This is a genomic window from Nostoc mirabile CHAB5784, from assembly GCF_020829645.1.
Taxonomy (GTDB): Bacteria; Cyanobacteriota; Cyanobacteriia; order Cyanobacteriales; family Nostocaceae; genus Nostoc; species Nostoc mirabile.
The window spans coordinates 19,578-45,360 of the sequence record NZ_JAIVFS010000068.1 but is presented as its reverse complement, the minus strand read 5'-3'; the positions used below and the strand labels follow the sequence as shown (position 1 = coordinate 45,360).

Annotated in this window: 24 protein-coding genes and 1 pseudogene; 13 read left to right on the top strand and 12 right to left on the bottom strand. The window is 41.3% G+C overall.

Annotated elements, in window-relative coordinates; genetic code table 11:
• Positions 1-261: 261 nt before the first annotated feature.
• Positions 262-1,029 (bottom strand): circadian clock KaiB family protein, encoded by a 768-nt coding sequence (locus tag LC653_RS30400; protein ID WP_229498360.1) that lies wholly within the window; start codon positions 1,027-1,029, stop codon positions 262-264.
• A gap of 205 nt (positions 1,030-1,234) precedes the next feature.
• Positions 1,235-2,509 carry a type IV pilus twitching motility protein PilT gene (locus LC653_RS30395; protein WP_229498359.1) on the bottom strand — a complete coding sequence of 425 codons (1,275 nt, stop codon included), beginning with the start codon at positions 2,507-2,509 and terminating at the stop codon, positions 1,235-1,237.
• A gap of 732 nt (positions 2,510-3,241) precedes the next feature.
• On the opposite strand from LC653_RS30395, the gene LC653_RS30390 reads away from it, so the two are divergent.
• Together LC653_RS30390 and wecB are read left to right on the top strand one after the other, a co-directional pair.
• Positions 3,242-3,616 carry a hypothetical protein gene (locus LC653_RS30390; RefSeq protein WP_229498358.1) on the top strand — a complete coding sequence of 125 codons (375 nt, stop codon included), beginning with the start codon at positions 3,242-3,244 and terminating at the stop codon, positions 3,614-3,616.
• Positions 3,617-3,889: 273 nt separating this feature from the next.
• Positions 3,890-5,020 carry a non-hydrolyzing UDP-N-acetylglucosamine 2-epimerase gene (wecB, locus tag LC653_RS30385; RefSeq protein ID WP_229498357.1) on the top strand — a complete coding sequence of 377 codons (1,131 nt, stop codon included), beginning with the start codon at positions 3,890-3,892 and terminating at the stop codon, positions 5,018-5,020.
• A gap of 875 nt (positions 5,021-5,895) precedes the next feature.
• Here wecB and LC653_RS30380 read toward each other — a convergent pair.
• From LC653_RS30380 to LC653_RS30370, 4 genes are all read right to left on the bottom strand, one after another.
• Positions 5,896-6,978 (bottom strand): T3SS effector HopA1 family protein, encoded by a 1,083-nt coding sequence (locus tag LC653_RS30380; RefSeq protein WP_229498356.1) that lies wholly within the window; start codon positions 6,976-6,978, stop codon positions 5,896-5,898.
• 82 nt (positions 6,979-7,060) lie between these two features.
• Positions 7,061-8,302 carry an aminoglycoside phosphotransferase family protein gene (locus LC653_RS30375; RefSeq protein WP_229498355.1) on the bottom strand — a complete coding sequence of 414 codons (1,242 nt, stop codon included), beginning with the start codon at positions 8,300-8,302 and terminating at the stop codon, positions 7,061-7,063.
• A 200-nt stretch (positions 8,303-8,502) separates the two neighbouring features.
• Positions 8,503-8,637 (bottom strand): hypothetical protein, encoded by a 135-nt coding sequence (locus LC653_RS46445; protein WP_267923239.1) that lies wholly within the window; start codon positions 8,635-8,637, stop codon positions 8,503-8,505.
• A gap of 329 nt (positions 8,638-8,966) precedes the next feature.
• Complete coding sequence (locus LC653_RS30370) at positions 8,967-9,833, bottom strand: WYL domain-containing protein (RefSeq protein WP_229498354.1); 867 nt, start codon at positions 9,831-9,833, stop codon at positions 8,967-8,969.
• Positions 9,834-10,357: 524 nt separating this feature from the next.
• Here LC653_RS30370 and LC653_RS30365 point away from each other — a divergent pair.
• Both LC653_RS30365 and cas5d read left to right on the top strand, forming a co-directional pair.
• Complete coding sequence (locus LC653_RS30365; RefSeq protein WP_229498353.1) at positions 10,358-10,597, top strand: hypothetical protein; 240 nt, start codon at positions 10,358-10,360, stop codon at positions 10,595-10,597.
• Between the two features lie 35 nt (positions 10,598-10,632).
• Positions 10,633-11,340, top strand: coding sequence for a type I-D CRISPR-associated protein Cas5/Csc1 (gene cas5d, locus LC653_RS30360; protein WP_229498352.1), 708 nt, complete (start codon positions 10,633-10,635; stop codon positions 11,338-11,340).
• Here cas5d and LC653_RS30355 read toward each other — a convergent pair whose 3' ends face one another.
• The gene (locus LC653_RS30355; protein WP_229498351.1) at positions 11,341-11,751 is read right to left on the bottom strand and encodes a hypothetical protein; all 411 of its coding nucleotides are present in this window, start codon (positions 11,749-11,751) and stop codon (positions 11,341-11,343) included. It lies immediately after the preceding gene.
• Positions 11,752-11,860: 109 nt separating this feature from the next.
• Here LC653_RS30355 and LC653_RS30350 point away from each other — a divergent pair, with 109 nt between their 5' ends.
• From LC653_RS30350 to cas1, 3 genes and pseudogenes are all read left to right on the top strand, one after another.
• Entirely contained in the window at positions 11,861-12,481 is a 621-nt protein-coding gene (locus LC653_RS30350) for a 2OG-Fe(II) oxygenase (RefSeq protein WP_229498350.1), read from the top strand.
• A complete protein-coding gene (gene cas6, locus LC653_RS30345; RefSeq protein ID WP_229498349.1) occupies positions 12,471-13,328 on the top strand; it encodes a CRISPR-associated endoribonuclease Cas6 in 858 nt (285 codons plus the stop codon). Before LC653_RS30350 ends, cas6 begins: the two co-directional genes overlap by 11 nt.
• Before the next feature lie 119 nt (positions 13,329-13,447).
• Positions 13,448-14,008 (top strand): annotated as a pseudogene (cas1, locus tag LC653_RS30340) (CRISPR-associated endonuclease Cas1); the annotation flags it as partial.
• A gap of 152 nt (positions 14,009-14,160) precedes the next feature.
• On the opposite strand, the gene xth reads toward cas1, so the two are convergent.
• Positions 14,161-14,943: an exodeoxyribonuclease III gene (xth, locus tag LC653_RS30335; RefSeq protein ID WP_229498348.1), complete on the bottom strand. Its 783-nt coding sequence runs from the start codon at positions 14,941-14,943 to the stop codon at positions 14,161-14,163.
• 455 nt (positions 14,944-15,398) lie between these two features.
• Between xth and LC653_RS30330 the strand changes: the two genes are divergently transcribed.
• The 5 genes from LC653_RS30330 (at position 15,399) to LC653_RS30310 (ending at position 18,857) form a co-directional block, all read left to right on the top strand.
• The gene (locus LC653_RS30330; RefSeq protein ID WP_229498347.1) at positions 15,399-16,469 is read left to right on the top strand and encodes a glycosyltransferase family 4 protein; all 1,071 of its coding nucleotides are present in this window, start codon (positions 15,399-15,401) and stop codon (positions 16,467-16,469) included.
• A 55-nt stretch (positions 16,470-16,524) separates the two neighbouring features.
• The gene (locus LC653_RS30325; protein WP_104909358.1) at positions 16,525-16,710 is read left to right on the top strand and encodes a hypothetical protein; all 186 of its coding nucleotides are present in this window, start codon (positions 16,525-16,527) and stop codon (positions 16,708-16,710) included.
• Between the two features lie 119 nt (positions 16,711-16,829).
• Positions 16,830-17,852 carry a zinc-dependent alcohol dehydrogenase gene (locus LC653_RS30320; RefSeq protein ID WP_229498362.1) on the top strand — a complete coding sequence of 341 codons (1,023 nt, stop codon included), beginning with the start codon at positions 16,830-16,832 and terminating at the stop codon, positions 17,850-17,852.
• A gap of 253 nt (positions 17,853-18,105) precedes the next feature.
• A complete protein-coding gene (locus tag LC653_RS30315; RefSeq protein ID WP_229498346.1) occupies positions 18,106-18,375 on the top strand; it encodes a DUF3303 domain-containing protein in 270 nt (89 codons plus the stop codon).
• Between the two features lie 32 nt (positions 18,376-18,407).
• Positions 18,408-18,857, top strand: coding sequence for a hypothetical protein (locus tag LC653_RS30310; protein ID WP_229498345.1), 450 nt, complete (start codon positions 18,408-18,410; stop codon positions 18,855-18,857).
• A 425-nt stretch (positions 18,858-19,282) separates the two neighbouring features.
• On the opposite strand, the gene LC653_RS30305 is transcribed toward LC653_RS30310, so the two are convergent.
• Complete coding sequence (locus LC653_RS30305; protein ID WP_229498344.1) at positions 19,283-20,902, bottom strand: ArnT family glycosyltransferase; 1,620 nt, start codon at positions 20,900-20,902, stop codon at positions 19,283-19,285.
• An 810-nt stretch (positions 20,903-21,712) separates the two neighbouring features.
• On the opposite strand from LC653_RS30305, the gene LC653_RS30300 reads away from it, so the two are divergent.
• Complete coding sequence (locus tag LC653_RS30300) at positions 21,713-22,882, top strand: prominin family protein (RefSeq protein ID WP_229498343.1); 1,170 nt, start codon at positions 21,713-21,715, stop codon at positions 22,880-22,882.
• A 13-nt stretch (positions 22,883-22,895) separates the two neighbouring features.
• Here LC653_RS30300 and LC653_RS30295 read toward each other — a convergent pair whose 3' ends face one another.
• The 3 genes from LC653_RS30295 to LC653_RS30285 form a co-directional block, all read right to left on the bottom strand.
• Positions 22,896-24,212 carry a recombinase family protein gene (locus tag LC653_RS30295; RefSeq protein ID WP_229498342.1) on the bottom strand — a complete coding sequence of 439 codons (1,317 nt, stop codon included), beginning with the start codon at positions 24,210-24,212 and terminating at the stop codon, positions 22,896-22,898.
• 114 nt (positions 24,213-24,326) lie between these two features.
• A complete protein-coding gene (locus tag LC653_RS30290; protein WP_229498341.1) occupies positions 24,327-24,686 on the bottom strand; it encodes a VOC family protein in 360 nt (119 codons plus the stop codon).
• A 241-nt stretch (positions 24,687-24,927) separates the two neighbouring features.
• Positions 24,928-25,083, bottom strand: coding sequence for a hypothetical protein (locus LC653_RS30285; RefSeq protein WP_229498340.1), 156 nt, complete (start codon positions 25,081-25,083; stop codon positions 24,928-24,930).
• Between the last annotated feature and the right edge of the window lie 700 nt (positions 25,084-25,783).

Below are 25,783 nucleotides of genomic sequence, written 5' to 3'. Positions count from 1 at the left end.
GATGGTAGTCAGAAGTCCCTCCGTGACAATAGGGAAACACATTGAGTAGCCGTGTGAAGGGACAACTTTCATGCACGGTTTCGGATGGGAGGGGTGGAACAGTAATGTTCCCCTCGACCCTGACAAGGGAAAGATACAGATAAGATTCTGTCGATTCATTATCCATGAGCTTAGTACAGACTTTCTTTCATTTCTAGCGAAAACAATTGCCACCTATCAAACCTCTGCATTTCACTTTTAACCCTCAATTCGTTATAAAACTTAAAATTTTTCCTTAGCAGCTAACATTTGTAAAATCTTTTCTACATGATCCAACTCTCCAACGATTCGCCGAATTGGGTGAGGCCAAACTTTGACAAGGGTAGGAGTTGCAGAAACGTGATTGAGTTCTGCTTGTTCTGGATGAGTTAAAACATCAATCACTTTCAGAGTATAAGGATGTCCAAGCGATCGCTCCAACAATTCATGTAAATTTTGCAGAATGCGTTCGGTGGTACTGCTATGTCCTGCAACAAACAATCGCAGAACATAGCCTTGTGTGATGGCTTCCTTTTTTTGTACAATTACTGGTTGGTGGTATTTTGGCACAGGTTCAGAAAGGTCTAGACGGACAATTAAATCGTGATCCTCCCAAAGCTGCGGGAATGAGGAACGATAAGTTGTTAAGACCATGCGATCGCACAACCCCTCCTGCCAAGGAGCAGCTTGCCATACTAACTCCCCTGTGCCAAAAATGGCATTAAGCAAAGCTTGATGTCTAATTACAGCCGGATAAGCTTCAGCAAAAGTACGCACTTGTTGAGTGCGCGGATCTAACCAGTGGTCAATAGTTGCAGTATAACAAGGCACTAAAAAGTGCGGTGGCTCTGGTAAATCTAGGATTTCTTGCAAAGCCGAACACAAATGCAAATGCCATCGACCTTGCTTGCTAGGGTCGATGCAGTAAATCAAATCTCCTCCAGGCGTAAATAGCGCAATGCCTTTAAACAACTGGGGTGTAGATAGTTTGTTTGTCGTCAAGTTATTCACAGAGGCTAGGAAGCTAAAAGTAAAACATTCTCTCTTTTACCTTTTACCTTAGCTATAACCGCAACCAGGATGACAAAGATATTTGGGAGTGGGGAGTGGGGAGTGGGGAGTGGGGAGTGGGGGAGGCAGGGGGAGTAGGGGAGGCAGGGGAGAATAATTAATAACTAATACCCAATGCCCCATGCCCCATGCCCAATGCCCAATCTTAAACTCGACCTCGGAGAAACTGTGCCATTTCGTTAGGAGTTGGCGACATTTCTAAAGCAGTTTCTTCAGTGATGCGGCCGTCTTGATAGAGATTGAGCAACGACTGATTCATTGTGACCATGCCGTCAAAGCCAGCTTGTTTCATCAACTCGCCAATTTCATCATACTTACCGTCTTTGATCCATTCTTTAATAGCCTCAGTATTGATCAGCACATCGTGGAAAGCAGCCCGCTTCCCGTCAGTTGTGCGGCACAAACCTTGGGCAATTACTGCCACCAAAGACTCAGAAATTGCCACCCGCATTGCATCCTGTTCGTCACCAGAGTAGAGATTGAGAATCCGCTCAATGGTTTTGACAGCGCTATTGGTGTGCAGGGTTCCCATGACCAAGTGACCAGTCTGAGCGGCTTTTAGGGCGGTGTTAACTGTTTCTTTATCCCGCATTTCCCCCACCAGAATCAAATCTGGATCTTCCCGCAAAGCTGCTTTCAAAGCGTTGTCAAATTTCCGGGTATGCATTCCCACTTCCCGTTGTTTGACTAAAGACTTGCGGCTTTGATGGATAAATTCTATCGGGTCTTCAATGGTGATGATATGCTTGGCCATCTCCTTATTGATGTAGTCAACCATCGCCGCCATTGTGGTGGACTTACCAGAACCAGTGGGCCCAGTCACTAAAATTAAACCTTTGTGATGATGGCAAATATCCCGAAAAACTGGGGGTAATCTCAACTGTTCCATAGTTAAGATTTTCAGCGGAATCAACCGCAACACCATCGCAGGCCCTTTAAGGGAGCCAAAAACATTAATCCGCACGCGAGCAAAGTCATATTGAGTTGCTCCGTCAAATTCTAAGTGTTCTTCAAAACGCTGAATTTCCGCCTCACTCATCACCTCCCGTAACCAATTCATAAAAGCTTCTTTATCTGTTTCTGGATAATCCGTTGGTTGAATTTCTCCTCGGCTGCGGAAGCGGGGTACTTCACCTACACCCAAGTGAATGTCAGAATATCCCTGATCGAAAGCTTCTCTGATTAACTTCGCTAAAGTCAGTTGTGGACTGCTGTTTTTAGGGGGAACTGAACTAGGTATTGGCGGTGGACTAACCGGACGATGACCTGCAACAGGCGCGTTGCTACTCCTATCTGACATATCCAATGTTTGTGTCATCTGCCTCTGGGTACTAGAGGTTGGCGGTGGTGGCGGCGGCATTGGTGGCAGGTTACGTCCGGCAGCAGAGTTAGAATTTGATGGAGACTGTGATTGTGTCATATATCTTCACATTTGGCAGTTAAAAGTTGAATTAACGAGAAGTCAAGTCACTTACTTCGATGACTTTTGGAGAGTGCTTGCGTGCAAGCTCTAATGGTGATGGGAGGCGATTAAAACTCTAGAACCACGTTCAATCCATTTCATCCACCTCAATTTGTATCTTTTTTTCCTGAAATTCCACTACTCAGATTATTTAGATAAATTATTTAACCTATCTCAACTGGTTTAACACACGGAAGGACTCAAAAACCCTCAGGAAAACTACTTACATTATTTGGTAATTTATAATGCTTATTGTCAAAAATAAATATTCTGAGCTTTTTAGATGAGAAATTTATCCCACGCATAGACACGAATTGCTAGCAATTAACAACACAAATGCCAGCAGTTCATTTATTCAGCCGATTTATAAATTATGAGAACTAATACTAATTTTTATAAGAAATGTTAAGTTGAATAAGAGTAATGTCCTGGGGATCAAGGTTAAAAGCTCATAGCTTTTAGGGTATGTACCTGAAGGTAGATGCAGGAAAGAAGTTTTTTTAATAGATAGAAACTTGACTTTATATTCACAATTACAAAAAATTTACTGTAAAGTTTAGTAAATAAATGCTCATTTTTCCGATTAGTTTTTATATACTGAATTTCACTGAGAAACAAATTCAGTTTACTCGTCAAAAGCGAGATATGACTGAAAATTAAAATTCGTTGTGTATTTTAGGAGGAAAAGTCATGGTTTCTGCTCAAAGCTCTAATCTAGGAAAGACCTACTCCTTGTTGATGATTAAAAGCTTTTTAATATGGACTTTTACATTAGCAGTTTGTTTGTTGGTTGTCGGTTTTCCACTAGTTGTCTTGATGGCTACGGTCGGATGTCTGTTGTCGATTATCTTACAATCTGTGATGCCTGTTAGTGCTGTTTTGCTTGTAGCAGGCGCTTTAATCATGTTTAATGTGATGGCAGTTGTATTGGCTGCGGGTGTACTAACTGTTAAAGGAGTTCATCCTAATGAAATCAAATGGTTAAGCTGGCTGCATGGAGAGGCAGACCAAATGCAGGCTACTGTTTACGCTGCTTGCCCTTTAACTTGTGAGATTAAAATCTAGTCATTACAGGTGAATACGACAAACAGTACGTCTGCCCGGTTAAGCCGGGTTTTTTCATGCTGTTTGTGATTTTACTTGTGAAATCAAGATGTAGTCATTACGATAAATTCGATAAACAGTGCATCCACCCGATTAAGCCGGGTTTTTTCATGCTTATTGTGTGATTTATCCTTTTATATTTATGATTTGTGTGATGATTGACTGCTAACTATTGACTATTGACCATAGACCATTGACTATAACCATTGGCAAATGACAGATGACTAATAACTAATGACTAATCAAAAACGCGTTTGCATTATCTTGGGTACTCGTCCAGAAGCGATTAAACTAGCTCCTGTGATTCAGGTTTTCCAAAAGTCTTCAAGTTTTGAGTCGCAAGTAATTCTAACTGGACAGCATCGAGAAATGGTTGAGCAAGTTATGCAGTTGTTCAACATTAAGGCAGATTATGACTTGGAAATTATGCAGGTTCAGCAATCTCTAAATGATATTACCTGCCGTAGTTTACAAGGGTTAGAAGCATTATTTAAGGAGAAAAAACCAGATTTAGTGGTGGTGCAGGGAGATACTACCACGGCTTTTGCCGCAGCTTTGGCAGCTTTTTATCAAAAAATCCCTATGGGTCATGTAGAAGCAGGGTTACGAACTGATGATATCTTCAATCCTTACCCAGAAGAAGCTAATCGGCGGTTGATTTCTCAAATTACTCAGTTGCACTTTGCGCCGACTCCTTGGGCTGTGGAAAATTTGCACCGTTCTGGTGTTTTGGGTGAAATTCACATGACGGGTAACACGGTAATTGATGCATTGTTGAATGTAGCTGCAACCCAAGCAGTTTGTAATGTACCAGGCTTAGACTGGGATTCATACCGCGTTCTGCTAGCAACAGTTCATCGTCGGGAGAATTGGGGAGAACCCCTGCAAGCGATCGCTCAGGGGTTTTTACAGATATTAGACAAGTTTCCTGATACAGCTTTGCTATTACCATTACACCGCAATCCCACAGTGCGAGTTCCGTTACAAGAACTTTTAGGGAATCATCCCCGAATTTTCTTGACAGATCCTCTAGATTATGGCGAACTAGTGGGTGCAATTGGGCGATCGCATCTTTTGCTCACTGATTCTGGTGGCTTGCAAGAAGAAGCCCCCAGCTTGGGAAAACCAGTATTAGTTTTGAGAGATACCACCGAAAGGCCAGAGGCTGTTGCAGCCGGTACAGCCAAACTTGTAGGCACTACGAGTGAGAACATTTTTGCAAATGCTGCTGAGTTACTCAGCGATCCAGATGCTTATGAAGCAATGGCAAATGCAATTAATCCTTTTGGGGATGGTCATGCAGCAGAGCGCATTTTGCAGATTGTACAAAATTACCTGGGTCTTTCATCAGAAACATCAACTTAGGAACTTAGATTAAACAAAATGCAAAATTTCTGTTTTTCAGGGTGCATAAAACCGGCTTTTCTCCCGGTTTTTCTTTTTTTAGCTTAACCCAACAGAAGCCCCACGTCTCAGGCGATAGCCGAGCGTGGAATGAATGATTGATATTAAACCTCTTGCGAAAATCCTTGATCCGCCAGGGACTCAAGTCCCTCTCTTATAGCAAAAGTCCGTTTAAACGGACTAAAATTATTGTTATTAGTCGGTTTAAACCGACTTGAGCTATTAGCCCGAAAATTTATTTTCGGGCGGATGTTCGACTTTTGCAAGAGGTCTATTATACATAATGTAATGACTGTGGTTGGCATAACTATTTATGCGGACATGATGATATAAATCCCTAATATCATGTCCGCTTGATTACTTACTAAACCCGGAGAACCCCACCCCGCCAAAGCTACGCTTTGTCTCCCCTCCCCTTAGTAAGGGGAGCAGGGTGGTTTCATACGAAAAAAGAAAAATACATAAGTCTTGATTTCTCGTTTTGTGACATAGCTTTTTACCCCACTTCCATTCCTCTCCCCGAAGCGGAGAGAGGCTTTGAAACCCAGTTTTAGTTTTTCTGTGGTTGTATGAAACCACCCTGCCTCCCCTTAGTAAGGGGAGGGGATTAAGGGGAGGGGTGCAATGACTGTGGGAATCATAACTAATTATCCGGACATGATATAACAGGGATTTCTCTAGGAGACGCTACGCGTTTACATAGCGTCTCCTAGAGATGGCGGTAGCCTGCGGTAAGCTGCTTCTCTACGAGACGCTTTGCGAATGCGTCTACGATTTTCCGTTATCTGTGCGTAAGTCCTAGTTAAAAAAGTTGACTTTGACAAAGAGTTTTAGCCTTAACCCAAGCGTATAGGTTTATATATATCCTCAGAACTTGGATTAAGATAAGGACGCTGTAAATCTATTAGGTGTCGCGCAAAGTGTTCGTCAATCGTCTTCATGCGCTCCTCCATCGCATTTTTACCTTTTTGCCAAGCTTCAAATAAAGCATTAGCGACAATTTGGCAACGGTTCATCCCAAAACTTTCTTGTGCTGCAAATTTTTGGATTGGTTCTTCGGCTAAACCTAACCCTGGTGCTAAAAATTTTGTAAACAAGGGAATTTCCGGCTGGAAATAGGATTGATTTTCTATATAAACAGCCTGAAGGATTGTGCGAATTGCTGGATAGTCGGGGAGTTCAAAGTAGAGTAGCCCCGAATCATAACGTCCGTATGCACTGGGATTGTGAAGAACCTGAAAGCTAAAGGGAATCGAGGCTGCATTCAATTGCAGTGTCAGGCTTTGCATGAGAGCGATCGCACCAGATGGCGTAAAGTTAAAGTAAATTCGCCCTGCTCCCAAATCAGCATCGGGGTTGCTCTGGCGTTCCTGTCCGACATTGCTAACTGCCAAGTAACAGCCATTTTGCATTCTATTTTTGGGCATCCAGATTGCTACCATGTCACCCACTTTGGTAGATTTATTGCTGGATTTTAGATGGCAGTCTGGCTCAACATAAAGTGTTAAACCGCCTTTAGTCACCGCCATAGTACCATCAGGTTCTTTACGCAACACCTGCCATCGGGGGTCAAAGTAACCTATACCGTGATTACTGGCGTGCAATTGCTCGTAAAAGTTCCAATCAATTTCCAAAATGGAATTATCTGCTAAATTATGCTTTGGCGTATCAGTATTGACTGCTAAAGTACTTTGTAGAGAGCCATTGTAATAGATCCCATAGAGAAAGTTTCGCAGCAGTAGAGTGAGATATTTATGTTGTAAATCTACAGAATTGTGCTGAAATCTCTGAGCTATTTTACTCGGCAGACCAAAGGGTTGATAATTGGGATGATAAATACAAAAATTTGGCTCAATCTGGATATTTTTAGCAATGTCGAATAGAGAATTTAGCGGTTGATTGATAGAGTATTTTAGCATTAATCCATTTAGAACTTAAACTTTAAAAAACAGAATTCAGTCCTTCTGGAGCCAGAATTCAGAATTGTTCTACTCCCTGCGATTAACAACCGCGAAGCCGAGTTTTTTCGTAATAAATGTGAAGTAACTGTGGCTCTTTTGCAGGTTGAGGAAGTTTATGGATTTTTGCTACAGGATTCAGAATTTCTGACTCTGATATCCCAAAAATAGTCAGTACACCTTGCTGCGGCATAGTCAGTAAACTTTTAGCCACTTGGAGCATACAAATGTCAGCATTATTAAAGGATTTTTGGCAGGTAATCATATCCTGAATTTGATGAATCAGTGACAGTCCCGCAAACTGGATAACTCGCACAATAAAGTCATTGCGGTATTCCAAAATCAAGGGGAAAGCATTTAGATAAGCCCTAATTAGGGCAATAATTGAAGGTTGTAAACTCTCTAAGGGTGTGAATGCTAAATGTAGAGATTCTTCTAACTTAATGGTAGGATCTACTACGAGGCTCTTGAGCCAAATTCCTAAATAGCTTGCTAGTAAAGTACCTAAATCAAAGGCGGGATCTCCCCAAGAACAAGCTTCCCAATCAATTAGTCGTATTAGGCAATTGTCTAGTTTTTCCCACCTGGAATGAACCAAAATGTTGTTCAATTTCAGGTCGTTGTGAGTCAAGCAGCAAGGATTCCAGTCGTATGCCAAATCAGCGATCGCAGATTCCAAACTCTCCGACTGCTGGTATAGTAGATAGAATTTCAGCGCATCCGTGGGAACCGTTCCAAAAATCTCTGGCCCAATTGACTCTACCCCTTGCGCCGGATTGTAAAAGCCATAGCGAAACTCTCCTTGGGGAGCAGTTGCCATAAAATCCTTATATTCTCGGCGGTTATAGGTTGCGCGATGCAGTCCCGCTAAAGTAGTGCCGATCGCAGTGGCAATTTCTTGTGGAAAAATACCATTGTTGTGGTAAAATGTCGCAAGCTCCAGATAATCACCTAAGTAGTTGCGGACAAGGATAGAATTTTCTTGGTCAAAATGCACTACCAATGGTGCGATGGCGGAAATATTGCCGAGAACTGGAAACTGCTGGAGCAACTGATGAAATAGCCACTCCTGAAACAATTCATGAGGCGCGGCGTCTTTGTTGTTAACGTTACGTTCTTGTTTAATGAGCAGTTTTCGATTATCTGCTAGAGTCACTAGTAAACCGAAATTGTTCTTACTACTTCCTGGCAACTCAGATTTATCTGATGCGTCATCTTCTGAGCTACACAGCCCCGCTTCTTGCAGATACTGGATAACGTTATGAGAAGACAGTGATAATACCATGTATTATTTCCTACTTCATTAAATTACTTAAACTTGTACTCAGCAGTTGTCGGTAGATAGTGAATAACAATAGAGATTTCTACAATCTACTAATATCCCATATTTGGGAGAAAAACCTGCCAAAATGGCACCAATTCCTTTACAATTGCTTTAGAATTCGCTCCTAGATACCCTGGCATCTTTACACTTTGTCAGCATAGTTACTTAGATACATCTAGAGCAATTGTTGTGGTAGAAGCCCATTGATGTAGCTGCATCAAAAGGCTTGGTAGCGCAGAAGCATCCCCAGCAAAAAACTGATTGGCGGCAGATGTTGTTTCATGTTGAGTAGACATCCTGAAAGCAGCGAAGAATTTCAGTAATCCTTCGTGTTAGGAAGCATGACATTCAACGCTATTATTTTTATTTATCATCCCAAAGCTAAATAAACCGGAATTTTTAAGCAATTAGTAATTATTTTTTTCTTTAATTTTCAGAATTGATGGCTGGAAACCTTGTTATTACGTCATTTTTTTTACTTACGTATTGTAGATGACTATAGGCGATCGCAGATAACGGCTACATGAGTGCATCTTATGGAAGTGTACTTTTGTCAAGGATGAAAAGACCTCTCCCTGGTTTTACTACGTAAAACCGTCCCTCTCCGAGTCGGAGAGGAGAAGAGTTAAGACCTGGTTTCGATGTCGTATAAATTGCAGAGGGTGAGGAGTTTTTGTTTGAGGCGATCGCGCACATTCTCAGGTAAAATCACTACACAATCTGGCGCATACTGCATGACTTCCCGCATAAACCAAAATGTACTCGATACTCGCCTAACAACTCGCCGGACTCGCGGTTTATCTGGTAGCCACTCATTGATATTGTCTTCTGGTTTAGCTTGATAGGCAAAAGCCAAGCCAGCAAATAGATGCATTTCCACTTCTATGTCATCCAAATTAGTACGCCACTCACCAGAAATTGGCATGACAGCAGCTTCAGTAATCCTGTCTAATCGTAAACTCCAGTTGTGAACCAGTTCTGGGATATCAAAGTTTCCTTCTGTCTCTTCGCACCAGCAATCAAGATATTGCCGCTTTTCGTGGGGTGTAACTTTGGCATATCGAACGGTAAAATTAAACACACGCTCTGCTGCATCTTGATAGGAAAGCTGAAAGGGCTGTTCGCGTAAGATATAGCGGTCTATTTCTAAGCGCCAAGCTGGGGGCAAATTCTCTAAAAAACGTTCGATTTCGCCTCGCAACGGTAATGATAATTCGCTGCGTTCGAGAAGTAAGTTTGCAATGATTTGGGCTTGTTCAATTTGCCCGATGTCTGTCAACGCATTGATACATGTATGTAATGCCCTGATGCGTGGTTCTTTCCAATCGTTATTGTTACCGATGAGTAACTTACGTTGAGCGATCGCTTTAATTAACTTGGAGATATTAGGTTCTTCTCCCCACATCATACCGAATTCACGAGCGATCGCTTCTAGCTCGGATTTATCACGTTCTGATATCGACAGTGTAATAGATTGACCTTTTCGACTCATATTTTATACGGACACTTTTGTACGGGTATATCTTGGCAACTTCTATTTTGCATGGCATTATAGGGAATAACAACGAGTTACGGACAGTTTTTAAGTAAAGTGAAAAACTCGCACCAATGGTGCGAGAAATAGCCTAAAGATGTTTTATACCCATCTAAAAAACTGCAACTAATGGTTGCAGAAATTTGTGGGTGGTATTTAGCACATATATAAAACTGCCACCAATGGTGGCAGAAATTGCTTGGATTCATCAGTTTGTCATTCTTTCAACATAGCAGTTTAGATAAACTAAGCATTTGCAGGGAATTTTCAAGGATATGTCCGAAAATTACAACATAAATCTCAAACCTGTTTATTCTCAAACCGTTAGCACACCCCTCTCGCTACACATTTGCTGATTGGCGTGAAGCTATTGAAACATTAATCACTGGGTTAGAATCCGCCGATGTGATAGGTAAATTATGGATTATTCAACAAGGAAAAATACTCGAATATCAAGCTATTGAAAGCGAGGAAGCAAATTAATGAACGAATTTGATGATGATTTACCGAAAGAAGTACCAGATTTTGATTCAGGAAAAGATGAAGATGATGAATCACCTGTCAAACGCGAACTTCTGACTATTCGGTTATTTCAAGAAGCTGTAAAAAAGGCAAAAGGAAATGAAGGCGATCGCATCCTAGAAAAATTTGCCGATTATGTCTTACCTAATTTAATTCGACAGCTAGCAGGCGCAACCGCTAAGGGCGGTAAATTCTTTTAAATAACTAAGGCTGCTGCTGTAACGGAGTAAGCAAAATGGTGTTTATTTATCGCTGTCAAATAGAACTTGATGACAGCCTTTATTACGCAACTCGTGAAATCGGGCGATTGTATGAAACAGAGCCAATAATTCACAATTACGCCCTCTGTTATGCACTAGGTTTAGTTGATAGCCAAGTTTACTCTACTACGGTTGCTGAGGAACATTCTTATCGCTACTTTTGCCCCGAACAAGTGCCAAAATATGAGCAGCATTTAACGCCACTGAATCAACAGGAAATTTACGTAACTCCGGCGCGATCGCTCAATCATTCTTCCATCCTCAACACCTGGAAGTATGCTAACAACAACTACCACGTTGAAATGGAAAAAACACAGAAAAATATCCCCAGTTTTGGCAGAGCAAAGGAAATAGCAGCAGAAAGTCTATTTGAGTTTTTTGTCATATCTCAAAAAGAACTCAAACTACCAAGGTGGATTCGCTTGGGGAAGTGGATGAGTAAGGCTGAAGTGACGGTTGAACCATTACCGAAACATAAAATTTATGAAGGTATATTCACTTGTACACATCCATTAAATCCGTTAGATATAATGTTCACTAATCAAGTGATTAGCTATGATGTTGTGAATATGCCTCCAGTTAGCTTAATTCAGAATGTCCAAATGCGAGGGCAATACTATCAATTTGATGGCATTCAAAACTTAAAAATTCCAGTTCGGATAGAATATCATTTTCGGAGTTAATTACTTCCCAAAACCTTTACCACGGGTTTTATTTTTTGCTGGCTCTAGTGTCATTAGCTCTGCTTTAAAACCTCTGGAATTTTGCAACATTAACTTACGAATTCGCTGGCGTTGATAAGCCTGCACTTCAGCAGCTAGAGGATGATTAGGATCAATTTTTAGATGAGTAATAGAAGAAACATATTTTTCTTCAATTTCGGGATTATTTGGTTCTTTTAGTCCGCACATAATCCCGCCTTCATCTCCTGAATAGCCAACGAAATCAATTTCAAACTCTCTGTCTGGATCAGCGTTTACTCCTTTTTGCTTTAATGTCTTCAAAAACTCCTTCCCGGCTCGTGCTTTAATGGGTAAGTTCTCTTTAAGTTTTTCAGTTAGTGCCTTTGCTGCATTGTAATCATCAATTCTCATTGGTCTTTCTCCATACGTAGTTTTTCTCACTTAAAAGAATACTACTATCATCACTCGACAGTTTTTAAAATTTTAGATACCACATTCAGCGATCGCTCCTCTATCCCCAGTGAAACACTATCAACAACAAACCAACGCCTTCCCCAGCGATTACCTAAACAACTTGTGGGGAGAAATCCAAGCTTGTCCTTACTTTGCTATCAACAACCTCAACCGCGATTTTGTCGCCACTAAAGGATTTTCTGTAGTATTTCAGCGTTCTGGATTACCAAAAGTAGAACAGCAGTTTCCCTACTTCAAACCTTACCTAGATTTGGCTCTCCAGCCGAATTGTAATGCTTTTTACCTCAATCCTTTACAACTCAAAGAAGGCTCCCGCGTCGATCCGCATATCGATCGCTCCTTACGTTCCTACTCCAAAACCATTGAACCGCCTGCGGTTGTCAGTGTTCTTTATGTGCGAGTACCTGCGGATATGGAAGGGGGAGAACTGGTATTGCGATCGCACAAACGCCAACTTGGGCAAATTAAGCCCCAATTCAATACTTTAGTTTATTTTCAAGGTGATTTAACCCATTCGGTTAACGCTGTCAAAACCCCAGGAAATCGCCTAAGTTTAGTTTGCGAGCAGTATAGTTTGAGTGATGCTGAACTCCAGGAAATCCCTGAGTTTACTGTAGAGTCAAGAAGCACTCAGTCTACAACCAAAAATAGAAAGTATGCCTCATAGTTTAGTGTTGAATTTGCTACCTCAATCGCCCATTCCACCACAATATCTCACAGGTAGACATCTTCATGCCCTATTTTTAACCCTTGTTAGTTCTGTAGATACCACATTAGGCGATCGCTTGCACGATTCCACTGCAGACAAAGCTTTCACCCTTTCCCCTCTACAAATTAGTAATACAAACTCTCCCATTTTGAAAGGTGGTAAAGGGGGATCTAAATTGCAATATTCACATCAACAACCCATTCCCGCCGGAACTCCTTGTTGGTGGCGCATCTCTTTATTAGATGACACTCTATTTGGCAAACTTACTCAACTTTGGCTAAATCTTAATCCCAATCGCCCTTGGCATCTTGGCCCGGCTGACTTGTATATTACCAGCATTCAAGGCACACCCCAATCTATTCAACCTTGGGCAAATGCTAGCACCTACGCTCAAATATACGAAGAAGCTAGCGAACGCAATTCTTCTATTAACCTTAGCTTCTCCACACCCACCGCCTTCCGTCAAGGACAGTATGATACTACCCTTCCTACCAGAGAATCTGTGTTTAATTCCCTACTTTCGCGGTGGAATAAATACAGTGGCATAGAATTTACTCAGATTGCGATCGAGTCAATTTTTCCTTCCTTCGTTAACATTCACACAGAAATCTTAGCTGACTCCCGCAGCAAATTTATTGGCATCCTTGGAGAAGTTACCTATAAGATTTTGGGAGAAATTGAACCGATACAAATTAAGCAAATCAATGCTTTAGCTGACTTTGTTTTATATAGCGGTATCGGCAGAAAAACAACTATGGGCATGGGTATGGCACGTAGGTTACAGGGGACAGGGGATAGGGGATAGGTTGTAAATAAATCGAAACAATGCCGGAGCCACCAGATCCGGACACAGGATAGTGGATAGGTTATAAATAATGTATCAAATAAAACCAAGATTAATCTATCACCTGTCACCTATCACCTATGAAAATAGAGTCGCATCGAGATTTGATTGTTTGGCAAAAATCAATGGATATGGTAGTGCAGATATATCAATTAACTGCTAAATTTCCAGTAACAGAAACTTATCGATTGACTTCGCAAATCACTAGAGCAGCAGTATCAGTACCAGCAAATATAGCTGAGGGTCATGCACGAGGAACGAAAAAAGATTATGCAAACTTTTTAGCGATCGCTAAAGGCTCGTTCCTGAATAATAACATTACTCGATTGGAAAACGCGATCGCACCAATCGAAAAAACTAGCAGTATTGATTCCCTCAGAGGCTTAGAAGGTGCTGGTGGTGCAGCCTATTTTGGTTGTTTTCAACAGCTAATCAAAACCTCAGAATTTCGATTTGAAGCCAGACGCCGCCCACCAACCGATCCAGTTAATGCGTTACTGAGTTTTGGGTATTCATTACTACGTCATGATGTGCAAATTGCTTTAAATATTGTCGGCTTCGATCCCTATCTAGGATACTTACACGTCGAGCGTTATGGTAGACCTTCCCTAGCCTTAGACTTGATGGAAGAATTTCGTCCTTAAAACGCCCAAGAGTACGGCAAATGGCTGAAGAATGTATAATCTAAATTGATGACGAGTGCTGAGTAGGGAATCTCACTTTTTTGCTCAGAACTCAGAAATGGCTCAACCATAGCTATCTGCTAACGGAACTGTTTTACCCAATACTCCATTCAAAATTCCACAATTACCGGCGTATGGTCGCTGGGTTGGGTTAATTTCCTGGGCCCGACATCGATAATGCAACTTGTAGCACGCTCATACAGGATAGGAGTGAGATAGTGATGGTCAATCCGCCAACCTAAGTTGCGACGGAAGGCGGCAGCGCGATAATCCCACCAGCTATAATTTCCGCCTTCTGTGGTGAACTTGCGAAAAGCATCAGCAAATCCCAATTTCAGAATATCCCGTAAGGCTTGGCGCTCTGCTTCTGTTGCCATAATGTGATTTTCTGTACTCACTTGCTCGTGAATATCCTTATCTTCTAGGGCGATGTTGAAGTCACCGCACACACAAATTGCAGATTGTAACAGCACCAACAATCGTAAATACTCGTGTAGCGCTGTCAACCAACGCAATTTGTATTCATATTTTTCAGTTCCGACTGCTGCACCATTGGGAACATATAAGTTAACAATCCGAATACCATCAATTACACCTGTAATCACCCGCTTTTGCTCATCCCATTCGTGGTGTAAATCTGGCAAAATCGCCCTAAAGCCGCTACTTACGTTTACAAGTGGCTGGCGGCTAATCAGGGCTACGCCGTTATAAGATTTTTGTCCTGATATATAAAGGTTATAGCCTAACTGCTCAAAAGGCGATCGCGGAAACTCGGCATCCACAACTTTGGTTTCTTGCAAGCAGAGAACATCAACGGGATTGATAGTTAACCAATCGGTAACCTGTTCTAGACGAGTGCGAATTGAGTTGACATTCCAAGTAGCGATTTTCATTAGTTATCAGAATTTTTTGTAAATTAATAATTACAAATTATGTAATTATTGTACAGTTACTTAATATTTATAATTTCTGTTTCATTTCCCAATTACATTTAAACCAAGCTTTAATGGCTTGATCCCATTGGATATTTTAGTAGTTTTAGCTACAAAATATTCCTTTTTGTAAGTTCTGCTACAAAATATTCTACCTCGTTATGATCCCCAAGGCAGATGCAAGAAGTAATTGATTTACTCTAAGTTAGAAATATAGCTCAGAGTTGAGTTTAGCCGATAGTCCGTTAGATTTGTCGGTAAAAAATTTATAGCACGGTTAACCACTATTGCGCTTTTCGTAGCTTGTTAGGTTAATTTAAATGTCAAAATAGTAAGTACAAATGCTCTTTCCTCATACAATAATGATGCAACTCATTATATTGAGGACAATTTCATAGACTGAACCAAAAAAACTTATGAAAATCGCTCAAGTTGCCCCCTTATGGGAAAGGGTTCCACCTCCCAATTATGGAGGAATAGAACTGGTAGTGAGTCGCTTGACTGATGAACTTGTTCGTCGCGGTCATAAGGTAACTTTATTTGCCTCTGGCGATTCCCAAACTTTGGCTCATTTAGAAGCAGTTTATCCACGGGCATTGCGCTTAGATCCAAATATCAAAGAGTATGCAGTGTACGAAATGCTGGAACTAAGCCAAGTTTATCAGAGTGCTGCCCAATTCGATATTATCCATTCTCATGTAGGGATTTCGGCATTACCTTTAGCGAGTTTGATAACAGCAACTTCTACAGTGCATACTCTGCACAATGATTTTACAACGGATAAGCGTAAAGCATTTAGCTACCACAAAAAGCAACCTTATGTCAGCATTAGTAACTCGCAGCGTCAAATCGATCTCAATTATATTGACACGGTTTATAACGGAATTGAGCTAGCAGATTATCCATTCGTAGCCCAACCGTCAGAACCTCCGTATTTGACATTTTTAGGTCGTTTCTCGCCAGAGAAAGGGCCACAACATGCGATCGCCATTGCTAAACAGAGTGGTTGGCGCTTGAAGATGGCAGGAAAGGTTGATGTCCAAGACTCTAAGTTTTTTGAACAAGAGATTGCCCCCCTCATAGATGGTCAGCAAATTGAATATCTAGGCGAAATCAACCACGCCCAAAAAACTGAACTTCTGGGCAATGCTGCGATAACTCTCTTCCCCATTAGCTGGCAAGAACCTTTTGGCTTAGTAATGATTGAATCAATGGCAACTGGTACACCAGTAATTGCCATGAATTTCGGCTCAGTACCTGAAGTGATTGCCCACGGTAAAACAGGTTTTATCTGTAAAAGCTATGCAGAAATGGCGGCAATGATTCCACTAGCTTTAGAACTCAACCGTCAAACCTGTCGCAAACATGTAGAAAACAACTTTAGCGTTAGCCAAATGGTTAACGGATATGAAGCTGTTTACAGACAAATTATTAAAGACCGCATAGAATCGAATGGTCGCATTCATGCAGCTAACGTCCACTTTTAATCAACTGTTTTTTTATCCAGCTTAAACAACAAATTTTTTTAAGGAGGACATTGGTATGAGTACGAGAGCCAACACCTGCCCATGCTGCGGTGGTTCCCTCCTGCGCCATGCCCGACATGGTGAACTATATTGGTTTTGCCTGTCGTGCCGACAAGAAGTACCGCTATTAACTGCTACTCGCTTGCCTAATGTGGAAACCCGGAACACCGGAGTGGTTCCCCAGCCAGCAGTGAATACCTAGTTTTTCGCCATTTTTAGATTAATAAAAGCTGACTAGAAATCAAGACTAATTTACTTTAAACCTATCAACATAGCTTCAACTGATAAAATCGGATGGAGCTAATTGATAGGTTTAAAGCTTTGTTAGCAGCGTTACTTTATGGGCAAGAAAATTTACGCCTAGAGGAAGTTCCTGACCCTACTCCGGCGGCTGGCGAAGTTGTGATCCAAGTGGGCGCAGCAACAACTTGTGGTACAGATTTGAAAGTCTGGCGGCGTGGTGGTCATGCCAGGATGTTGATACCGCCAACCCTGTTTGGTCACGAAGCGGCTGGGCGAATTGTTGCTTTGGGTGCAGGTGTTACAAATTGGCAATTAGGCGATCGCATCGTCGCTAATAATTCTGCACCCTGCATAAAATGCTTTTTTTGTCAACGCCAAGAGTATTCATTATGTCCGAATCTGACATGGAATAATGGAACTTTTGCGGAATACCTGAAAATTCCCGCACCGATAGTAGAGCATAATTTATTGCAGATTCCCGATGAGTTGCCGTGGGAATTGGCAGCGATGACGGAACCCTTAGCTTGTGTGTTGCATGGTGTAGCCCGTTCTAATGTCAAATCCAAAGATCAAGTAGTCGTCTTAGGAGATGGGGCGATCGGGCTGATGTTTGTGGCGGCATTGAGTGAGAAATCTGAGGTGTTGCTATGGGGAGGTAATAACCACAGGCTAGAAATTGGTCAGAAATTGGGTGCAGCCCAGACTTTTAATTATCATCAAATCCCGGATATTCCCAGTGTAGTGAAAGAACTTACCCAAGGATGGGGCGCAGATGTAGTGATTGAAGCAACTGGTGTACCAAGTGTTTGGGAAACTGCCATCGCCTGCGCCCGTCCTGGTGCAACAGTCAACTTATTCGGTGGATGCCCACGGGATACCAGCATTACTGTCAACACAGAACAGCTACACTACAGCGAACTGACCATCAAAGGCGTGTTCCATAATACACCAAAGTATGTGCAGGAGGCGCTTGCACTGATCGCTAGTCGCAAAATTCCCTTTGAGTTACTTATTAGTGAACAACGGCCATTAAAAGATTTAGAACAGGTATTTTGTGAGATGAAGGCGCGACAGGTAATTAAGGTAGCGATGATTCCTTAGAGGATGTTTGAAAAGTCCTATTGTCGGTATCAAAAGTTTTAGATCCCCCTAAATCCCCCTTTTTAAGGGGGACTTTGATTCCGGTTCCCCCCTTTTTAAGGGGAGCCAGCGCGGTCTTGGGGTCTCCCCAAGTGGAGCGACTGGCGTGGGTTAGGGGGGATCTAAAAGTGCCTAAAGTCACAGCGAAACACTTTTCAAACAACCTCTTAGATCGTGTTAGTTACAGTGTGAGGAAGAAGACAAGATGTTATTTATGGTGGTCGAGCGATTTAAGGATGGCAAGGCTAAAGAGATATACCGCCGATTTCAAGAGAAAGGGCGCATGATGCCTGAAGGTTTGAAGTATTTAGATAGCTGGGTTGAGGTCAATTTTGATCGTTGCTTTCAACTGATGGAATGTGACGATATACGTTTATTTCAGGAGTGGATATTCCACTGGCAGGATCTTGTTGAATTCGAGATAATTCCTATCGTTCCGTCGAAAGAGACAGCAGAGGTAGTTACTAATACCATTTCTTTGTGAGGCTGCGCCAAACCCTTTTAACTTCTTTCTTTGTGTCCTACCCTGCGGGACGACCAGGTAAATTAAGCTTGTCAGACCAATTGTTGATGACGTTGGAAAAAAGAGAGAGTACCGTACCTACTTCCAAACAAGCAAATGCTGTTACTCAACAAGCAAATGCTGTCGCTCAACAAGCAAATGCTGTCGCTCAACAAGCAAATGCGAGCGCTCAACAAGCAAATGCTGTTACTCAACAAGCAAATGCTGTTGCTCAACAAGCAAATGCTGTTGCTCAACAAGCAAATGCTGTTGCTCAACAAGCAAATGCTGTTGCTCAACAAGCAAATGCTGTCGCTCAACAAGCAAATGCTGTCGCTCAACAAGCAAATGCTGTCGCTCAACAAGCAAATGCTGTCGCTCAACAAGCAAATGCTGTCGCTCAACAAGCAAATGCTGTTGCTCAACAAGCAAATGCTGTTGCTCAACCAATACGCTTGGGTTAAGGATAATTGTAGGTTGGGTTGAACTTTAGTGTTACCCAACAAATGCCCGAAAATGTTGGGTTTCGTTCCTCAAACGCCACATGCTTCAAGTCGGGAAACCGCAAGGGCGCAGTGGCTCCCCAACCTACGCAAATTTATTTTTCTGGCTTAACCCAAGCGTATTGGTTGCTCAACCTGACTTTTCACGGGATGTGGAAAAGGGGATAGACTTTTGCAAGAGGTCTAATATTTAACGTGAGTTCGATGAACCTCTCCCGGACTGCCTCCCTCTCCGAAACGGAAAGGGAGGAGCAACGAAAAATTAAGCTTTTTGCTCCCCTCTCCGTGTCGGAGAGGGGCTGGGGGAGAGGTCAAATAAGACTTGTCGAACTCACGTTAATATTTAATAACCACTGCCCCATGCCCACTTGCCCAATGCCCTAAACTTACAGACGATTAGTATCTTTTGTAACTAACTTCCAGCCTTCAGCTTGATCAACTAGCTTCATTGACTCTAGTTGGAGATTGTTGAAAGCAGATGCATGAAGGAGAAAGTAGGGTTGCCCGTTGTAGTGCCAATAATATTCTAGTTCGCCAACAGAAGCGGGAATGATGGTGCGATCGCTATAAAAATCCAACGAGGGACGATGATAGGGAAAAGATGTGTAAATCTTCCTCGTAGCTGGATTTGCCCGCACGATCATCGCGGCGACTGGTTTAACTGGATAAGCTTCAGATAATTCCCAAACCCAGTAGTTAGATTTCATTAACAGTAGCAACGAAATATAACTTCCCCAAAACAAAATCTTCAGAAATTGCCCGTCTCCTCGTTCTGCCAAAATAGCTGCTAAGGTCATAGTTAAAGCTACTGCTGCAAAAATCAGTTGTAAGTCTGTTTTTGGTGTTGTACCCCAACTAAAATAAATGCTACCAGCAGAAGCGGCTACAGCAAGTATCGCCAAACCAGCGACCCAAGCACGGGGATAAGATGAAAGTAAAGGCGAATTTTCTGTATCTGATAATTGGATACCAAAAGCTAAAGCTAAACTAGGGTAAATCGGGAATAAATACCAGGGTACTTTGGTAATCATGAAAGAAATTACCAGCAGATAAACACCACTCCACGCCATTACTAATTTTGCCCAACTAAGGTTGCGATTTTCCCAGGTTAAGCGGACAGTTTGCGGTAAGAATAATAGCCACGGCCATGTGTATTTGAGAAGTTCAATAACATAGTACCAAGGTGGTTCAGGATTACCCTCTACAAATGAGCCAATTCGGCCTAGTGATGGGTTTACAAGCCCGACTTGGGCAAAAGTGTAACCATATTCAACTAGTTGGGCACCATACCAAGCAGCTACAGGCAGAATGCCAATTAAGATTGCTATCCACAGATAGTAACAAGTGAGCAGTCGTGGCGTATCCCAAAACAGAAAGACGATCGCGATCGCACCTAGTAATACACCTAGCAATCCTTGAGTCAGGCAAATCAACCCAAAACTAACACCAACACCAAGGCAATAACGTAAATCCCGGCGCGATCGCAACACGCACAACATCATCACCATCAAAAAACTTACCATCGCCCCATCCAACATTGCCAACCGCCCATGACGCACCACAGGTAGCATTGTTAGATAAATCAAGGCGCTATAAATAGCAGCCCAACGTTGGCGAAATATCTCTCTAGCAATGCAATACAGTAAAGGTACAGATGTGGCTGTTAAAATTGCTCCAGGCAGGCGCGTTGTCAACTCATTTTCGCCTCCTAGAGAATAAGCCCAAGCTATTAACAAATGCATTAAAGGCGGCTTGTTATGATATGGTTCGCCTCCTAACGTTGGGTAAAGCCAACGCATTGAACCTGCTGGAGCGTGCCAAATTTCACGAGCAACCTGTGCCACAGTCCCTTCATCCCAATCTCGCAGTGGCAATCCTCCCAGATTGATGCTAAACAGTAACACTGCTGCCACCAGCAACACCATTAGCCATACCCAATCAATCCATTTGTCAACGGTGCGATGCTGTTTTTCTAGATGACTCCAAATAAAGCTTCCTTCTTGCATATTCTATGTTAATCATTTTACTTTCTGGTTTGATTACATAGAGACATCTAGCGAATCTCCAATGTTGTCACCCAGTAACAACGTATGTTATTAACAATTGCTAGTTTCCAAGATTAACTCAATTTTTTCTAATTAGCGCTATTTTTTGAAAAACTTATATTGGTTATTTAAATCACATTTCAGCCTATAAATGATAAAAATAATACATGCAATAAATTATTTATTACCTATTATATAGTCCGTAAATCAACTTGTATTTTATTTTGTATGTGACCTTGTTTTAACTTTTATCTACTTAATTTTTATCTGGTTAGTTTCAGAAAATTAGTGAGTTATTACTACACTAATTCAATACTATAGGACTAGTATTTGATTTTTGAAATGCACGTAGTGGACTGTCTACGCAAAATAGTGCATTAGACGTAGGTTGGGTGGAGCGGAGCGCAACCCAACATATATCAGGATGTTGGGTTACGCAAAGCCTCCACCCAACCTACAATTTTTTTGCAATCATTTTAGCCATGACAGTCCATTACAAGACTACCGAGATTTTTTCAGAAATCAAATATGATTCCTATATATGTGATTTATTTTAATAGTAATTCTACGAAAAAGATAATTATCTGTTAACTAAAAAACAAGTTAATAATTAATCATCAAAAATTATTGTTAAATAAGATTATCTAAATAAGTAAACATTATTGTTTTAAATTTAATTAAGCAACTATTCAATTGCAATATCTATGTTATACAATTTTATTAAGCACTTTTTATAACAATAAACAGCTAAAAGATTATTGGAGACTGTCAATGAATTTACCTGTAGTTGTAGATATTACTCTTGGCTTAGTTTTTATTTACTTGATTTTGAGCTTGCTAGCTTCGGAAATCCAGGAAATAATCGCCACATTATTACAATGGAGAGTTAAACATTTAAAAAGTTCAATTGAATTACTTTTAGCAGGTGGTAGTGAAAGTGGAAAATCAGATATTATTAATGCAATAAAGTTGGTACGGAAACTTTATGACGATCCTTTGATTAATACATTGAATCAGCAAGCTAAGGGTAAGGTAGAAAAGCATTTTCGGGAAATTACTAAAAACCCTGACAAACAAATACTAGAAAAACAAAGTGGCCCTTCCTATCTTCCTTCTGAAACATTTGCGATTACTTTATTAGATACATTAAAAATTCCCCAGTTAATTAATTATGTGAAACATCCTAGTGAAGAAGTTAAAACCAACTTGCACATGATATTAGCATCTTACAAAGAACTTAAAAAAGGTATTAATAATCCAACGAGTGCAAGTTACCAGAAAATTAAAGAAATTTATGGAGATATTGACCAAAAATTTATAGATTTTGTTAATGATGAGATACCTAATGAAGTACCTGACAATTTAATCAAGAGTCTTGGTGTGATTGCCCAACGTAGTCGGATAAAGGTTGGCGACCTCACGGAAGAAATAAATCAGTTTAAAAATGAAGTCGAAACATGGTTTGATCGCTCTATGGATCGAGCTAGTGGTGTTTATAAGCGGAATGCCAAAGGAGTTGCTATTTTAATTGGAATATTAGTTGCCTTCTTAACAAATACTGATACATTTCACCTTGTTAAAAGGCTGTCGCAGGATTCGGTTATCCGCTCTACTATTACTCAAAGTGCAAGTCAAAAAATCGATTATATTAATGATCAAGAAGCCAGAAAAGAGATTGAAAAGCTATTAGGAAATGCTTCTGTACCCATTGGATGGCAAAATATTAATCAACAGTTTGAGTTATTAGATCGTACAGAATCGAATAGGATTTATATCAGAGCTTCGCAGGTTTTCAAATTAATTTGCGGTTGGATAGTGAGTGGTTTGGCTATTGCGATGGGTGCGCCTTTTTGGTTTGATATCCTAAATAAAGTTGTCAATGTGCGAAATGCAGGGCCGAAACCTGTTGCGTATACTAAGGATCAACCACCTCAGAAATAGCGTTTCCATTCAATTAAAAAATAAAAATAACTCGGAGTTTTAATTCTTTATTTTGAAGAGTAATGTCAATTTGTCTGATAAATTCTCGAAAGTAAAATCGTCGCTCTGTTTCCGACAAGTCTAACCAAAATTGTGGTATGGAAACAGCTTGGGCAACAGAACGCAAGTTAACTGGGGGAAGAGTCGCCAACTTTGCTTCGAGTGCAGAAATTTCTGTGCGGAGTTTGTAAGCCCTTAACTTTGCTGTTTCAACATCTAAAATTCCAGTTTCGATTAAAGCAGGTAACTGAGCAAGTATTTCTTGCTGACGAGCGATCGCTTGTCCTAAACTATTCTTCACTGCATCTAACTGAGGAAAATTCATCCCCGCTACAGCTAAGGGTAAGTCACGGCAAACCGTTTCAATTGTATGTTCTAAAACCTCTTGGTAGGGAATAGCCTTACACTTAGGGCGTTGAGGACAGCTATTAGAACGTAAATAAAGATACTCCTTATCTTGGTTGCGTTGGGTGACACGAGTAACTGTCATGTGTGACTGACACTCAGCACAGACAACCAACCCAGCTAAAGAACGTGGCGCACTAGCAGTTCGAGATGGTAAACGGCTGTTACGGCGTAAAAGTCGGTCAACTTGGGCAGCTTCTTCTTTAGAAATTATCGGAATATGGGTATTGGAGATAATTTCACCATTTTGGTAAGCTGTATTGCCGCGATAAACTGGATTAGTTAGCCAGCGTCTTCCTGTGGTGACAGAGATTTTTTTGCCGTATTTTTTCGCCAAGTAACGAACTGAACCCCGCAGGGAACCATAGAGTAAAAAGTGTTCAAAAAAATCTTTGACTACTGGTGAAGTACTGCGATCAATGGTATATTTTCCCTTACCTCTGCGATAGCCGTAGGGAACTTTGCCGGGTGGCGGTGCAACATCGAGACGATTACGGGCGTGTCCTTGACGGATGCGACGGCTACGTTGCTGACGTTGGATTGCGTGTAGCAAATTCAGCAAGTCAGCGCCCAGAGGGTAATTTTCGGAAGTATAGGGTTGTTCTGTGGCAATTATTGCTACTCCCATTACTTCGAGTTTATGTAAGCGATCGCTAATTTCCTCTACAGTATCCCCTAATTCTTCCAACCGACGAATCAAGAGATAATCTGCTGGTTCAGTTTCGCAATCGGTAAATAATTGTTGTAATTGCGTTCGCGTAGCGTGTCCAGAAGACTCTGGCTTGCCCAAATCTTCATAAACCCGATCCACCTCCCATCCCCAATCGGCTTGATCGAGAGCAGATTCTAGTAGAGGATTGGTGTAAGAGTAGGCAATTATTTTCATTGGTCATTAGTCATTGGTCATTTGTCATTGGTCATTTGTCATTTGTCAATAATCAATAAATAGTTCTTCTTCCCCTGCTTCCCCTACTCCCCACTCCCCACTCCCCACTCCCTTTCATTGCTGACTCAACTCAACAATATTCCCATCTGGATCTTGAGTAAACAAAGCAGGGCGGCCTGAGGCGCTGGGTTGAATGGGATAATTATGATTGAGCAACTCTTGTTTAGCGGCGTCCAAGTTAGCGACTGAGAAAGCGACGTGGGGGTTGCGTCCCCATTTTTCGTTTGGGTTTTCAGTGGGGGCAGTAGGTGCAACTATCAGGTGAATTTGATAGTTGCCGACTTGATACCATGCACCAGCGTATTTCAGGGAACGATCTATTTTGGATAATCCTAATACTTTGCCATAAAACTGTTCGGAGCGTTCTAAGTCAGTCACGAGAATTGCTGTATGGAGACTTTGGGTAATCTGCATTGTCGGTAAGTGCGATCGCGTTTATTTAAATTTTGACGTAGTTTTGGCATATACTTTGACCTCACTTCCATTCCTCTCTCCTTTTAGGAGAGAGGCTTTAAATCTTACTCCCCTTCCTTTGTAGGGAAGGGGTTGGGGGTTAGGTCTGTATTGGACTCAACACACAAGCGCTATTATATTGATGCGATCGCGCTACTTGCCAATAAGTGCTGTCTTGCCGTTGAGTATTTGCATCGCCGTGTTATCTCAATGCAACCTCTTGCAATTTGATTGTTTCGACTAACAATACGATTGTTTCGACTGACAATGCGATTGTTTCGACTGACAATGCGATTGTTTCGACTAACAATGCGATTGTTTTGGCTGACAATGCGATTGTTTTGGCTGACAATGCCATTGTACCAACTTGCTACACCTACCTAATGAGTATGATCTGGTCGCGCCCCTGTTAAATGCTATCACTCTATCACTTTGGTAATTTCTCTAACGCCTCCCGTGCGATCGCCCCCCAATATTCATTTTTATACTCAATATATATCTGCGTAATTTTCTTCTGCTTCTGCAAGCGTTCCTAAACCGTGGTAGGTGCTAGCTTGGGAATAGCGATCGCCAAATTCTGATTTAATTTCGTAGCTGTTCATAGTTTTTTTAATATTATTCTTAGCTACTATTATTATTCCAAGTTTTATCAGTTTGTTTTAATGATAACGGTTCTTCTTCCCATATTCATGGGGTTGATTTCCCAAAAAGGGGGAGTATATCGGGGGAGGAAGTGCGATCGCGGTTTTGGGAACTATTGAATCATTATGTATTGACGTGTGATTCTAGTAATACTTTCCGTGATTTTTACAGTCATAATTTTCTGTCTGTCGGAGCTTTTCCCAAGGAACTTATCATGTCTGCACCCTCTAACGCTTCAACATTACAAAATTGATCGTGCAGCTTTGAGAGTATTAGGACGCTCGTGATTCATTGGGTTTTGACTAACTTTATAAATTACTGACTTTCTCAAGATTAAATTTTAGGCGATCGCAATGCAATTTTGCATCTAATAAAAGTTTACTTTTTGAATTGGCAAAGCTTTGTAATATCTGATA